The following is a 13,399-nucleotide window of genomic DNA, read 5'->3' as shown; positions in this document are numbered from 1 at the left end:
GTGACCCTCTCCCCGGTTACGTAAACTGTGCGTCGTGACCGACACGACGAACCAGCGCCCCGTGAGCACCTCTGCCGGGGACGAAGCAGCCACCCTCCCGACGACCTACACCCCCGCGGACGTAGAGGGCGAGCTGTACGAGCGCTGGGTAGACCGTGGGTACTTCACCGCGGACGCGAAGAGCGACAAGCCGCCGTTCACCGTCGTCATCCCCCCGCCGAACGTCACCGGCAGCCTGCACCTGGGCCACGCCTTCGAGCACACGCTGATCGACGCCCTGGTCCGCCGCAAGCGCATGCAGGGCTACGAGGCCCTGTGGCAGCCCGGCATGGACCACGCCGGCATCGCCACCCAGAACGTGGTCGAGCGCGAGCTCGCCAAGGAGGGCAAGTCCCGCCACGACCTGGGCCGCGAGGCCTTCGTCGAGCGCGTCTGGAAGTGGAAGGCGGAGTCCGGCGGCCAGATCTCCGGCCAGATGCGCCGCCTCGGCGACGGCGTGGACTGGTCCCGCGAGCGCTTCACCATGGACGAGGGCCTGTCCCAGGCCGTCCAGACGATCTTCAAGAAGCTCTACGACGACGAGCTGATCTACCGCGCCGAGCGCATCATCAACTGGTGCCCGCGCTGCCTGACGGCCATCTCGGACATCGAGGTGGAGTACCAGGACGACGACGGCGAGCTGGTCTCGATCCGCTACGGCGAGGGGGACAACTCCATCGTCGTCGCCACCACGCGCGCCGAGACGATGCTGGGCGACACCGCGGTCGCCGTCCACCCGGAGGACGAGCGCTACCAGCACATGATCGGCACCGAGATCGAGCTGCCGCTCACCGGCCGCCGGATCCCGATCGTCGCCGACGCCCACGTCGACCCGGAGTTCGGCACCGGCGCCGTCAAGGTGACGCCCGCGCACGACCCGAACGACTTCGAGATCGGCCAGCGGCACAACCTGCCGAACATCGCCGTCATGGACGAGCACGCCGTCATCACCGTGCACGGCCCCTTCCTCGGCCTGGACCGCCTGGAGGCCCGCTCGGCGATCGTCGCCGCGCTGCGCGCCGAGGGCCGGATCGTCGCCGAGAAGCGCCCGTACGTCCACTCGGTGGGCCACTGCTCGCGCTGCAAGACCACCATCGAGCCGCGGCTGTCCATGCAGTGGTGGGTCAAGGTCGGCCCGCTCGCCAAGGCCGCCGGTGACGCGGTCCGCGACGGCAAGGTCAAGATCCACCCGCAGGAGATGGAGAAGCGGTACTTCGACTGGGTCGACAACCTGCACGACTGGTGCATCTCGCGCCAGCTGTGGTGGGGCCACCGCATCCCGGTCTGGTACGGCCCGAACGGCGAGATCGTCTGCGTCGGCCCCGACGAGCAGCCGCCGACGGGCGAGGGCTGGCACCAGGACAGCGACGTCCTGGACACCTGGTTCTCCTCCGGCCTGTGGCCGTTCTCCACGCTCGGCTGGCCGGAGCAGACCGAGAGCCTCGCGAAGTTCTACCCGAACTCCGTCCTGGTGACCGGCTACGACATCCTGTTCTTCTGGGTCGCCCGGATGATGATGTTCGGCCTCTACGCAATGGACGGCACCCCGCCGTTCCACACCATCGCGCTGCACGGCATGGTCCGTGACCAGAACGGCAAGAAGATGTCGAAGTCCTTCGGCAACGTGGTCAACCCGCTGGACTGGATGGACAAGTACGGCTCCGACGCGCTGCGCTTCACGCTGGCGCGCGGTGCCAACCCGGGCGTCGACGTGCCGATCGGCGAGGACTGGGTCCAGGCGGCCCGCAACTTCGCCAACAAGATCTGGAACGCCACCCGCTTCGCGCTGATGAACGGCGCCACCGTCGAGGGCCCGCTGCCCGCGCCGGAGGAGCTGACCGCGACCGACCGCTGGATCCTGTCGCGCCTCAACAGCACCGTCGCCGAGGTGGACGCGCTGTACGACGACTTCCAGTTCTCCAAGCTCTCCGAGGCGCTGTACCACTTCGCCTGGGACGAGGTCTTCGACTGGTACGTCGAGCTCTCCAAGACCACCCTGGCCAAGGGCGGCCCGCAGGCCGACGCCGCGCGCCGGGTGCTGGGCGAGGTCCTGGACGTCACGCTGCGGATGCTGCACCCGATCGTGCCGTTCGTCACCGAGACCCTGTGGACCACGCTGACCGGCGCCGAGTCGCTGGTCATCGCCGAGTGGCCGCAGGACAGCGGCTACCGCGACGCCGCGGCCGAGGCCGAGATCGCCACGCTCCAGCAGGTGGTCACCGAGGTCCGCCGGTTCCGTTCGGACCAGGGCCTCAAGCCGGGCCAGCGGGTCCCGGCCCAGCTGGAGCTGGCCGGCACCGTGCTGGCCGTCCACGAGGACGCGATCCGCTCGCTGCTGCGGCTGACCGTCCCCGAGGAGGGCTTCGCGGCCACCGCCTCGCTGCCGGTCGCCGGTGCGACCGTCGCGCTGGACCTCTCCGGCACCATCGACGTCGCGGCCGAGCGCAAGCGCCTGGCCAAGGACCTCGCGGCCGCCGAGAAGGAGAAGGCCCAGACCACCGCCAAGCTCGGCAACGAGGCCTTCCTCGCCAAGGCGCCGGACGAGGTGGTCGCCAAGATCCGTGGCCGTCAGGAGGCCGCCGAGGCCGACATCGCCCGGATCACCGCCCAGCTCGCGGCGCTGCCGCAGGGCTGAGCCCCGTCGTTCCCCCGAGGGGTCGCACACCGCAACACGCGGGGTGCGGCCCCTCGGGCGTTTTCCGGAGCGCTTCCGGACTCGGCTTCTCGGGGCACTTTCACTACACCAAATAGCCCATCAGCATTGCTCCCTTCCGGCGAATTATCATCCTGCGACCGGGTGAGGTCTTATTCCGAGCGAATTGATTCCGGTCTTGCCCGCGCGGGTTCACGGAAGTTTTCAGGTCCGCTGTGTACCGTGTGCACGGAGTTTCCGAATGGGCGTTTCTGCTGAGCGTTCCTGCTGAGCGACGGACGGGAGGGTACGGCGTGGTGGTGACCGAGGAGTTGGCCGACGAACTGCCTGCCGAGGCGGTCGAAGAGGCCAAGGCCAGGGCGGCGACCCTGCTGCTCGCCTTCCGGCACGGGAACCAGCTCGCGTTCGACACGGAGCTGGACCTGCTGCTCGCCGAGCACGCCGAGCGCGAAGTGACCACCCTGCTCACCTGGATCGCCGCCGAGGCGGTCCGCAAGGCGTACGCCCCCGAGGTCGGGGACAAGGTGCTGCGGGCGATGGTCCGGCGGGCTCCGGAGGACACCGGCGCGGTCGACGTGGACGAGGAGACCGCCAACGCCGCCCAGCTGATCGAGGCGGTGGCGGCCGGCGAGGTGGCCGAGGTCCGCGGCCTGGTCGCCGCGACGCCCGACACCACCTTCCTGCTCGGTGGTCTGCTCCAGGGCGTCGCGATGATGCTGCCGCTGCTGCCGGACGGTGAACTGGCCGAGATCACGGCCGAGTTGCGCCGCCGGCACGGCTCGGTCGCGCAGGTGCCGGAGGCCCGGGCCGGGGTCTGAACCCGGGCCTCCGGGCCGGGTCACGGCATGGCGTGCAGGTGTGCGCCGATGGTGCCGGCGACCGGGTTGCCCGCCGAGGCGTCCCAGTTGGTCGACCAGGTCATCGCGCCGCCGATGCCCGGCCAGGTGGTGTCCGGCTTGTAGCTGCCGCAGTTGGTGCCGGAGGCCAGGCAGTCCAGCGCGTTGTTCACGGTGCCGGCGGCGAGGTATCCGCCGCCCGCGGCGCTGGTGGAGGCCGGCACCCCGAGGCCCACCTGGTCGGGCCGCAGCCCGCCCTTGAGCTGGACGCAGGCCAGCGCGGTGAGGAAGTTCTCGGTGCCCTGTGAGTAGACGTTCCCGTCGCAGCCGTTCATCGCACCGGAGTTGTAGTACTGCATGTTGACGATGGTGAGGATGTCCTTCACGTTCAGCGCCAGCTTGAAGTACTCCATGCCGGTTGACTGCATGTCGATCGTCTGCGGAGCCATGGTGAGGATGAATCCGCTCCCCGCCTTGGCGGCGAGGGCGTGCAGCGCCTGGCCCATGTACGTGGAGCTGATGCCGTTCTCCAGGTCGATGTCGATCCCGTCGAAGCCGTAACCCTGCATCAGCGCCCAGGCGGTGGCGGTGAAGTTCGCGGCGGAGGCGGAATCGCCGACCCAGACGGTGCCGTTCTGGCCGCCGATCGAGAGCACCACCCGCTTTCCGGCTGCCCGCTTGGCCGCGATGTCGGCCTTGAACTGGGCGTCGGTGTAGCCGCCGAGGCGGGAGGAGAGGGCGGGGTCGAGGGTGAAGCTCAGGCCGCCGCGGGTGGCCGTGGCGTCGGCGAAGGAGACCGCGATGATGTCGTAGGCGGCCGGGACGTCGCTGATCCGCTGGACGGTGGCGCCGTTGTCGAAGTTCTGCCAGTAGCCGGTGAGGATGTGCTTGGGCAGGTTCGGGGGCTTGCCGGTGGAGGTGGGCGTCGGGCTCCCGGTGCCGGGGTCCGTCGGGCTTGGCGAGGGCGAGACGGTCGCGGTGGCGGTCGGGCTCGGGGAGGGCTGAGGGCCGCCGGGGCCGAGCAGTGAGACGTCGTCGGCGAGGAAGGCCGGCTGCCCGTACCAGCCGTGCAGGTAGACGGTGACGCTGGTGGTGTCGGGGCCGGTGGTGAAGCCGGTGCTGAGCCGGTTCCAGCCGGTGCCGCCCGGCGTCCAGGTGCTCGGATCGGTGCCGCCGGTGCCGCGGGCGCCCAGGTAGACGTAGGAGCCCTGGACCCAGGAGCTCAGGGTGTAGGCGGAGTCGGGCTTCACCGTGACGGTCTGGGCGCACTCGCCGGTGTCGCTGCCGCTCGGGGTGGACTGGAGGGCGTACGAGCCGGAGTGGGCGGTGGTCCGGACGGTGCCGTTCGAACAGGTCCAGCCGGACAGGTTCCCGGTCTCGAAGCCGCCGTTGGTGATCAGGTCGGTGTCCGCGGCGTGGGCGCCGGTGCTGTCGGCGAGCGCGAGGCCGCTCAGGCCGAGGGCGATGGCGCTGGCGCCGGCGAGCAGTGGACGCAGGGCGCGCGGGCGCCGGTGTCGGGCAGGTGGCATGACTCCATCTCCTGTGGGGGAGGCCCGGCGGCGTCTCGTGGGGGAGTGCGCCGTCCGGGGTGTCCGTGCGGGTGCGGGAGCTACCGACAACTCAAGTCCCGGTCGGGAACGGAGACTTGCCTCACAAGGTGGAGTAGACCAATCTGCCTGTCAAGGGCGCCTAGGCGGCCTGCGGCAGGGCCCGTGCCCCGGCGGGCCCGGCGAGCGCGGCGGTCAGCGCGGCGATCCGGGCCGAGGCCAGGCCGTCGCCGTACGGGCTCGGGGTGGCCGCCAGCCGGGCGAGCCGCTCGGGGGTGTCGACCAGCCAGTCGCGGGCCAGCGCGCCCAGTTCCTCGCCGGGCCGCACCAGCGCGGCGAAGCCGGCCGACACGGCCTCCGGGCGCTCGGTGGAGCGGCGCACCACCAGCAGCGGGCGGCCGAGCACGGTGCACTCCTCCTGCACGCCGCCGGAGTCGGAGACCAGCAGCGCGGCGTGGCTCGCCAGGCCCAGGAAGTCGCCGTAGCCGACCGGGCCGGTGACGGCGAGGCGCTCCAGCAGGCCGTCCAGCCCGAAGCGCTCGACGGCGGCCCGGGTGCGCGGGTGCATCGGGAACAGCACCGGGGTGCCGGTCCGGGCGATCCGGTCCAGCTCGGCGAGCACCGCGCCGAGCGCCTCGGCGGTGTCGGTGTTCTCCGGGCGGTGCACGGTGGCCAGCACGTACCCGTCCGGGAGCAGTCCGTGGGCGGCGAGCAGCGCGGCGCGGGCGGCCTCGTCGGGCAGCTGACGGCGGACCACCTCGACCACGGTGTTGCCGGTGAGCGCGATCCGCTCCTCGGCCAGGGACTCGGCCCGCAGGTTGGCGACGTTCTCCCCGGTGGCGGCGCAGAGCAGGTCGGAGACGTGGTCGACCATCACCCGGTTGTGCTCCTCGGGCATCGCCCGGTCGAAGCTGCGCAGCCCGGCCTCGACGTGGACCAGCGGGATCTCCCGGGCGTTGGCGGCCAGCGCCCCGGCCAGGGTGGCGTTGGTGTCGCCCTGGACGACCACGGCGACGGGCCGGTCCTCGGCGAAGGCGGCGTCCAACTGGCCCAGCGACTGGGCGATCTGGCCGGCCCGGGGGCGGCCGCCGACACCGGTGAGCAGCTCGGGCCGGGGCAGGTCGAGGTCGCGCAGGAAGCGGCCGGACATCGCCTCGTCCCAGTGCTGGCCGGTGTGCACCAGCCGGGTGGCGGCGCCGAGTTCGTGGATCAGCGGGGCCAGCTTGACCAGCTCGGGGCGGGTGCCGAGGACGACGGCGACGCTGGACGGGGGCAGGCACGGGCTCATGCGGGACTCCGGTGGGACGGCGTGCGGGGGGAGGTGCGGGGGGAGGGGAGGCGGGCTCAGGATTCGAGCGCGGTGGGGGCGCCGAGGGCGACCTTCTCGGCGTTGCGGCGGGTCTTGGCCCAGCCGTTGCGGCCGAGCAGCATCCGTACGGCGGCCCGGGTGGCGACCACGAACAGGTGGTAGGCGTAGATCCAGACCAGGACGCCCCAGAGGAGCCCGGTGAGCCGGCCGCGGTCGGGGTGGACGAGCCGGCGGTAGGCGAAGCCCCAGAACACCATCGGCAGGGTGGCGAGCACGAAGACCAGCAGCATCCACGGGCCGAAGCGGAGCTGGAACTCGGCGGTCTCCTCGGGGAAGAGCACCAGTCCGGCGCCGGTGATCCCGAGCGAGAGCGGGAAGAGCAGCACCAGCAGCACGCAGATCACCGGCTGGAGGAAGGTGTAGAGCACCTCGGCCTTGCCGGCCGGGGTGTAGTGGGGCGAGCGCAGCACCCGGCCGGTGTAGCGCAGGCACTGCATGTTGCCCTGGGCCCAGCGGGTGCGCTGGGTGAGGAAGCGGCGCAGCGAGACCAGGCCCTCCTGGGAGACCTGGGCCTCGGTGACGTGGGTGAGCCGCCAGCCGGCCAGTCGCAGGTCGAGGCCGGACTCGTAGTCCTCCAGCAGGGCGCGCTCGGGCCAGGGGCGCCCGGCCCGGCCCTCCTCGACGGTCAGCGAGTCGAGGGCGGTGAGCCGGACGAACTGGCCGTTGCCGCCGAGGCCGACGCTGCCGGTGCGGCGGCGCAGCAGCTGCATGCCGGCGTTGTTGGCCTGGAACTCGATGTCCTGCATCCGGGCCAGGGCGCGGGCCAGGGCGTTGGCGGCCTTGCCGCGGCCGGGCAGCGGGAGTTCGTCGTCGGCGTTGCGCATCCGGACGCCGATCTGGACGGCGCCGGTGTCGGGACGGCCGAGCGCCTTGGCGTTGCAGACCTGGGCGAGGGTGCCCGGGTCGAGCTGTCCGTCGGCGTCGACCACGCCGATCACCACCCGGGAGCGGTCGGTGGACTCGGGCAGCCAGGCGGAGATCTCCCGGTAGGCGGCGTTGAGGGCGGCGCCCTTGCCGATCCGGGCGTGCGGGCGGCGGCGCTGGACGAGGTGGATCCGCGGGTCGCGGGCCGCGGCGGTGAGCACCAGCTCGCGGGTGGCGTCCTCGCTGTCGTCGTCGATCACCCACAGGTGGGCCTCGGGCGCGCCGGCCCGCAGGCCGTCCAGGGTCTGGGTGACCACGGCCTCCTCGTCGCGGCAGGGAATCACCAGGTGCCACTGGAAGGCGGCGGGGTCGCCGGGCTGGGCGGGGCGGCTGTGCCGGAAGGCGTGCCGGGAGCCGGCCCAGTACACGAGGAAGCGCCCGAAGACCATGGCCATGTAGCCGACGAGGGCCAGCGAGATCAGCCCGGCGAGCCAGACGACGGTGTCCTGGCGAAGCGTGATCCATTCGTGCAGGGCGTCGGGCATGGCGCGGTGCTCCCCGTGATCAAAGGCTGAGATCTCCTATCGGCTGCGAATCGATGCTTCATTGCGGTTCAAGTCGCCAAATCGACAGTAAGGGGAGGAAATTGGATGATCATGTAAAAGAAGGGGCAAAGTGGTCGTTCTCACCCCTTGAGGAAGACCGGCCAGCGCTCCGTAGACTGTGGACGTGAGCGACAAGGCCGACCCGAACCCGTACACCCTCCGCCCCGCCGATGGCGACACCGGCGACGCCCTGCGCGACGTCGAGGTGGAGCTCTCCAAGCGCTGGCCGGAGAACAAGCTGGAGCCCTCGCTCGACCGGATCGAGGCGCTGATGGACATCCTGGGCCAGCCCCAGCGGTCCTTCCCCTCCATCCACATCACCGGCACCAACGGCAAGACCTCCACCGCCCGGATGATCGAGCAGCTGCTCAACGCCTTCGAGCTGCGCACCGGGCGCTACACCAGCCCCCACGTGGAGTCCGTCACCGAGCGGATCAGCCTGGACGGCGCCCCGATCACCCCCGAGCGCTTCGTCGAGGTCTACCGCGACATCGAGCCCTACGTGCAGATGGTCGACGCGGCGCAGCCGGTGCCGATGTCCTTCTTCGAGGTGCTGACCGGCATGGCCTACGCCGCCTTCGCCGACGCCCCGGTGGACGTCGCCGTGGTCGAGGTCGGCATGGGCGGCTCCTGGGACGCCACCAACGTCATCGACGCCGCCGTCGCGGTGATCACCCCGATCGGGCTGGACCACACCGACAAGCTCGGCGAGACCACCGGCGAGATCGCCGTCGAGAAGTCCGGGATCATCAAGTCCGGTTCCGTCGCGGTCGTCGCCCAGCAGCCGCTGGACGCCGCCCAGAGCATCCTGCGCCGCGCCGTGGAGGTGGACGCCACCGTCGCCCGCGAGGGCATGGAGTTCGGCGTGATCCGCCGTGAACTCGCCGTCGGCGGCCAGCTGGTGACGCTGCGCGGCCTCGGCGGCGAGGAGTACGAGGACGTCTTCATCCCGCTGCACGGCGAGTACCAGGCGCACAACGCGGCCCTCGCCCTGGCCGCGGTCGAGGCCTTCTTCGGCGTCGGCGGCGCGCGCGGTGGGCAGCTCGACGTGGACAAGATCCGCCAGGCCTTCTCCGGCGTCTCCTCGCCGGGTCGCCTGGAGGTCGTCCGCCGCAGCCCCACGATCATCCTGGACGCCGCGCACAACCCGCACGGCGCCCGCGCCACCGTCGCCGCGCTCGGCGAGTCCTTCGGCTTCACCCGGCTCGTCGGCGTGATCGGCACCTCCGGCGACAAGGACGTGGCCGGCGTGCTGGAGGCCTTCGAGCCGATCCTGGCCGAGGTCGTCATCACCCAGAACTCCACCCACCGCGCGATGGACGTCGACGCGCTCGCGGCCCTGGCCGTCGACGTCTTCGGCGAGGACCGCGTCCAGGTCGAGCCCCGGCTCGACGACGCCATCGCCGCCGCCGTCACCCTCGCCGAGGAGGAGGGCGACCTCGGCGGCGCCGGGGTGCTGGTCACCGGTTCGGTCATCACGGTGGGCGAGGCCCGCCTGCTGCTCGGAAGGAAGTGACATGAGGACGCTCTGCTCCTCGACCTTGATCGGCGAAGCGCTGTTGATCATGTTCGCGGCGCTGGTCGCGATGCGGCTCTCCGACGTCTCCGGCGCGGAGATCTGGACGGTCAGCGGCATCGCGATGGCGCTGTGCGTCCTGCTCTGCGGCATGATCAACCGCCCCGGCGCGGTGCAGATCGGCTGGGCGCTGCAGATCGGCCTGATCGCCAGCGGCTTCATCCTGCCGAGCATGTTCGGCCTGGGCGTCGTCTTCGCCGGCCTGTGGTGGTGCTCGGTGCACTACGGCCGCAAGGTGGACGACTTCAAGGCCGCCCGGGCCGCCGCGGAGGCCGCCGCCGTACAGGCCTGAGGCCCGGACCGGCCGACCGACACGCCGTGTACGCAAGGTAATCTCTGCCTTGTCGGCGCTCGTCGACCCGACTGTCTGCCGAACCGAATCCCCAGGAGACGCACCGTGTCCCAGCGCACTCTCGTCCTGCTCAAGCCCGACGCCGTCCGCCGCGGCCTGGCCGGCGAGATCATCAGCCGCATCGAGCGCAAGGCCGGCTGGCGCTTCGCCGCCATCGAGCTGCGCACCTTCGACCGGGCGACGCTGGAGCAGCACTACGCGGAGCACGTCGGCCGCCCGTTCTACGAGCCGCTGCTTGAGTTCATGACCTCCGGCCCCTCGATCGCGCTGATCGTCGAGGGCGAGGAGGTCGTGAAGGGCATCCGCATGCTCGCCGGCGCCACCAACCCGCTGGAGGCCGGGGCCGGCACCATCCGCGGCGACTACGCGACGATCACCCGCGAGAACCTGATCCACGCCTCCGACTCCCCGGAGTCCGCCGAGCGCGAGATCAAGATCTTCTTCCCCGCGCACGCCTGACCCCGCCCGGGCGACACGCCCGGCGGGAACGGGCGCGACACGCCCGCAGGACCTTCGTGCCGCCCCGGTCGGGACCATTGGCCCGGCCGGGGCATTCTTATCGTGAAATAGGGAACTGGCGGCGCCGACACGGCGTCCCAATCCTCGGAGAAGCGATCACGCCCCGGACAATGGACGGCATGCCCCACGTCGACGTCCCTACCGCGCCGCGTGACTACGATGGACGCGACTCAAGGGCCCGGTAAGGCAGCTCAACTGGTCTCCGCCCAAGCGTGGGCGCGCGCATTCGTCCACCCCCCCTATGAACTCCGAGCCCGGGAAGGCACCCACACCCCATGGCGAGCAACCTGTCGTTCATCGGCCGCGACTTGGCGATCGACCTCGGAACAGCCAATACGCTGGTGTACGTCAGGGGCAAGGGCATCGTTCTGAACGAGCCGTCCGTCGTCGCGGTGAACACCAACACCGGCGGGATCCTCGCGGTCGGCGCCGAGGCCAAGAAGATGATCGGCCGCACCCCGGGCAACATCGTCGCCATCCGCCCGCTCAAGGACGGCGTGATCGCCGACTTCGAGATCACCGAGCGGATGCTGCGCTACTTCATCCTCAAGATCCACCGCCGCCGCTACCTCGCCCGCCCGCGCGTCGTCGTCTGCGTGCCCTCCGGCATCACCGGCGTCGAGCGCCGCGCCGTCATCGAGGCCTCCTCGCAGGCCGGCGCCCGCCAGGTGCACATCATCGAGGAGCCGATGGCCGCCGCGATCGGCGCCGGCCTGCCCGTCCACGAGGCCACCGGCAACATGGTCGTCGACATCGGCGGCGGCACCACCGAGGTCGCCGTGATCTCCCTCGGCGGCATCGTCACCGCCCAGTCCATCCGGGTGGCCGGCGACGAACTGGACAACGCGATCGTCCAGCACATCAAGAAGGAGTACTCGCTGCTCCTCGGCGAGCGCAGCGCCGAACAGATCAAGATGAGCATCGGCAGCGCCTTCGGCCTCGAAGGCGAGAAGGACGAGCACGCCGAGATCCGCGGCCGCGACCTGGTCAGCGGCCTGCCCAAGACCGTGGTCATCTCCGCCGCCGAGGTCCGCGAGGCCATCGACGAGCCGGTCAACGCGATCATCGACGCCGTCAAGACCACCCTCGACCAGTGCCCGCCCGAGCTGGCCGGCGACGTCATGGACCGCGGCATCGTGCTCACCGGCGGCGGCGCCCTGCTGCGCGGCCTGGACGAGCGGCTGCGCCGCGAGACCGGCATGCCGATCCACATCGCCGAGAACCCCCTCGACTCCGTCGCGCTCGGCTCCGGCAAGTGCGTCGAGGAGTTCGAGGCCCTCCAGCAGGTACTCGACGCTTCGCCGCGTCGTTGACAGGCCGCCGCACCGCCGGCACCACGCGCCACATCCGACACTCGACTGAACGGGCCGCCGCCCGGGCCCCACAGCCCCGGGCGGCGGCCAGGTACGAAGGGGCAGTACCAGCACCGTGAGGGACACACGAGAGAGCCGGCTGCTGCTCATCCTGCTGGTGGCCGTCGCCTTCGCGCTGATCACCGTGGACATCAAGGGCGGTGAGGACTCCCCGCTCGGCCCGGCCCGACACGCCGCCGCCAGCGTCCTCGGCCCGGTCGAGCGCGGCGCCGCCACCGTCGTCGACCCCGTCGCCGACACCGTCCGCGCCTTCCGCGACGCCGCCACCAACAGCGGCCGCACCGACCAACTCGCCCGCGAGAACACCGAACTGCGGCAGAAGCTGGCCTCCTCCGACATGGCCACCGGACGCACCAAGCAGCTCGACGACCTGCTGCGCACCGCTGGCACCGGCGGATACACCGTCAAGGCCGCCCAGGTCATCGCGATCGGCCCCGCCCAGGGCTTCTCCTGGACCATCACCATCGACGCCGGCAGCGACGACGGCCTCACCCGCGACATGACCGTGGTCAACGGCCAGGGCCTGGTCGGCCGGATCACCACCGTCGCCCCGACCACCGCCACCGTGCTGCTCGCCTCCGACCCCGGCTTCTCGGCCGGCACCCGGCTGGAGGGCACCGGCGAGATCGGCTTCGCCTCCGGCGGCGGCGACAGCCCGATGAAGGTCTCCCTGCTCAACGGCAAGGCCCAGGTCAAGGCCGGCGACCGGCTGGTCACCTTCGGCTCGCAGAGCGGCCGCCCGTTCGTGCCCGGCGTCCCGGTCGGCAAGGTCACCGAGGTCCAGGCCAACGCCGGCCAGCTGACCAAGACCGTCCTGGTCGAGCCCTTCGTCCAGTTCACCCGGCTGGACCTGGTCGGCGTGGTGGTCGTCCCGCCGCGCACCGACCCGCGCGACGCCGTCCTGCCGCCGGCCCCCGCCACCGCCCCGGGACAGCCGGCCGCCCAGGCCCCGGCCTCCGCGCCCGCCGCCCCGCCCGCCAAGCCCACTGGGGGGAACTGAGCCATGCGCCTCGCCCGCATCCCCGTCTCCGCTGGCCTCATCCTGCTCGGCCTGATCCTCCAGGTCAGCGTCTTCGGCCGACTCCAACTCCCGGGAGCCACCCCGGACATACTGCTGCTCGTCGTGGTCGGCCTCGCCATGGTCTACGGGCCCACCGGCGGCTGCCTGGTCGGCTTCGCCGGCGGCCTGCTCGCCGACCTCGCCCCGCCCTCCGACCACGCGATCGGCCGCTACGCGCTGGTGCTCTGCCTGATGGGCTACGCCGCCGGACTGCTGCGCTCCGACCACGGCCGCCAGCGCTCCGTCGCCGGCTCGCTGCTGGTGGTCGGCGCCGCGTCCGTCGCCTCCACCCTGCTGTACGCGATGGTCGGCGCCCTGGTCGGCGACACCGCCGCCCGGCACGTCGGCCTCGGCGGCCTGGTGATCAGCGCCCTGCTCTACGACCTGCTGCTGGCGCCCTTCGTGGTGCCGCTGGTGATGTACCTCGGCCGCCGCTTCGGGCGCGACCCGGTGGCCGCCGCCGACGACGACCAGGGCGGCTCCGGCCTGGGCACCCTGGCCCGCTACCGCACTACCCGCGATGCCTCGGGCGGCCCGTCGTACAAGAAGCGGCGCGTGCCCGGCTTCGTCCGCCGCCCGTAACCGGCCCGGCCCCGACCTCCCGAC

Annotated in this window: 11 protein-coding genes; 8 read left to right on the top strand and 3 right to left on the bottom strand. The window is 71.7% G+C overall.

The window, feature by feature from the left end:
- Positions 1-61 precede the first annotated feature (61 nt).
- Positions 62-2,674, top strand: a complete 2,613-nt coding sequence (locus tag QWJ13_RS07600) for a valine--tRNA ligase (RefSeq protein WP_316521732.1) — start codon at positions 62-64, stop codon at positions 2,672-2,674.
- 311 nt (positions 2,675-2,985) lie between these two features.
- On the top strand, positions 2,986-3,510 hold the full coding sequence (locus QWJ13_RS07595) for a hypothetical protein (RefSeq protein ID WP_316521484.1): 525 nt from the start codon (positions 2,986-2,988) through the stop codon (positions 3,508-3,510).
- A gap of 20 nt (positions 3,511-3,530) precedes the next feature.
- Here QWJ13_RS07595 and QWJ13_RS07590 read toward each other — a convergent pair whose 3' ends face one another.
- The 3 genes from QWJ13_RS07590 to QWJ13_RS07580 all read right to left on the bottom strand — a co-directional run bounded on the left by QWJ13_RS07590 (position 3,531) and on the right by QWJ13_RS07580 (position 7,763).
- The gene (locus tag QWJ13_RS07590) at positions 3,531-5,057 is read right to left on the bottom strand and encodes a chitinase (RefSeq protein WP_316521481.1); all 1,527 of its coding nucleotides are present in this window, start codon (positions 5,055-5,057) and stop codon (positions 3,531-3,533) included.
- Positions 5,058-5,217: 160 nt separating this feature from the next.
- On the bottom strand, positions 5,218-6,363 hold the full coding sequence (wecB, locus tag QWJ13_RS07585) for a non-hydrolyzing UDP-N-acetylglucosamine 2-epimerase (protein ID WP_316521478.1): 1,146 nt from the start codon (positions 6,361-6,363) through the stop codon (positions 5,218-5,220).
- Positions 6,364-6,419: 56 nt separating this feature from the next.
- Positions 6,420-7,763, bottom strand: coding sequence for an XrtP-associated glycosyltransferase (locus tag QWJ13_RS07580; RefSeq protein WP_489753393.1), 1,344 nt, complete (start codon positions 7,761-7,763; stop codon positions 6,420-6,422).
- A 274-nt stretch (positions 7,764-8,037) separates the two neighbouring features.
- On the opposite strand from QWJ13_RS07580, the gene folC reads away from it, so the two are divergent.
- From folC to mreD, 6 genes are all read left to right on the top strand, one after another.
- Positions 8,038-9,429, top strand: coding sequence for a bifunctional tetrahydrofolate synthase/dihydrofolate synthase (gene folC, locus QWJ13_RS07575; RefSeq protein ID WP_316521475.1), 1,392 nt, complete (start codon positions 8,038-8,040; stop codon positions 9,427-9,429).
- Between the two features lies 1 nt (position 9,430).
- On the top strand, positions 9,431-9,781 hold the full coding sequence (locus QWJ13_RS07570; RefSeq protein ID WP_316521472.1) for a DUF4233 domain-containing protein: 351 nt from the start codon (positions 9,431-9,433) through the stop codon (positions 9,779-9,781).
- Between the two features lie 105 nt (positions 9,782-9,886).
- Positions 9,887-10,300: a nucleoside-diphosphate kinase gene (gene ndk / locus QWJ13_RS07565; RefSeq protein ID WP_224277488.1), complete on the top strand. Its 414-nt coding sequence runs from the start codon at positions 9,887-9,889 to the stop codon at positions 10,298-10,300.
- A 347-nt stretch (positions 10,301-10,647) separates the two neighbouring features.
- Positions 10,648-11,673 (top strand): rod shape-determining protein, encoded by a 1,026-nt coding sequence (locus QWJ13_RS07560; protein ID WP_049648984.1) that lies wholly within the window; start codon positions 10,648-10,650, stop codon positions 11,671-11,673.
- 115 nt (positions 11,674-11,788) lie between these two features.
- Positions 11,789-12,733 (top strand): rod shape-determining protein MreC, encoded by a 945-nt coding sequence (gene mreC / locus QWJ13_RS07555; RefSeq protein ID WP_316521468.1) that lies wholly within the window; start codon positions 11,789-11,791, stop codon positions 12,731-12,733.
- A gap of 3 nt (positions 12,734-12,736) precedes the next feature.
- On the top strand, positions 12,737-13,375 hold the full coding sequence (mreD, locus tag QWJ13_RS07550) for a rod shape-determining protein MreD (RefSeq protein WP_316521467.1): 639 nt from the start codon (positions 12,737-12,739) through the stop codon (positions 13,373-13,375).
- The last annotated feature ends 24 nt before the right edge of the window (positions 13,376-13,399 follow it).

Source organism: Kitasatospora brasiliensis, assembly GCF_032654805.1.
GTDB classification, from domain to species: Bacteria; Actinomycetota; Actinomycetes; order Streptomycetales; family Streptomycetaceae; genus Kitasatospora; species Kitasatospora brasiliensis.
Note: the sequence above shows the minus strand (reverse complement) of the source record. Positions and strands in the feature narration are given on the sequence as shown.

Excerpts from the sequence above, each read along its gene's own strand:
- QWJ13_RS07590 (WP_316521481.1), bottom strand. The coding sequence starts at position 5,057 with ATGCCACCTGCCCGACACCGGCGCCCGCGCGCCCTGCGTCCACTGCTC.
- wecB (WP_316521478.1), bottom strand. The coding sequence starts at position 6,363 with ATGAGCCCGTGCCTGCCCCCGTCCAGCGTCGCCGTCGTCCTCGGCACC.
- QWJ13_RS07580 (WP_489753393.1), bottom strand. The coding sequence starts at position 7,763 with ATGGCCATGGTCTTCGGGCGCTTCCTCGTGTACTGGGCCGGCTCCCGG.
- QWJ13_RS07570 (WP_316521472.1), top strand. The coding sequence starts at position 9,431 with ATGAGGACGCTCTGCTCCTCGACCTTGATCGGCGAAGCGCTGTTGATC.
- mreD (WP_316521467.1), top strand. The coding sequence starts at position 12,737 with ATGCGCCTCGCCCGCATCCCCGTCTCCGCTGGCCTCATCCTGCTCGGC.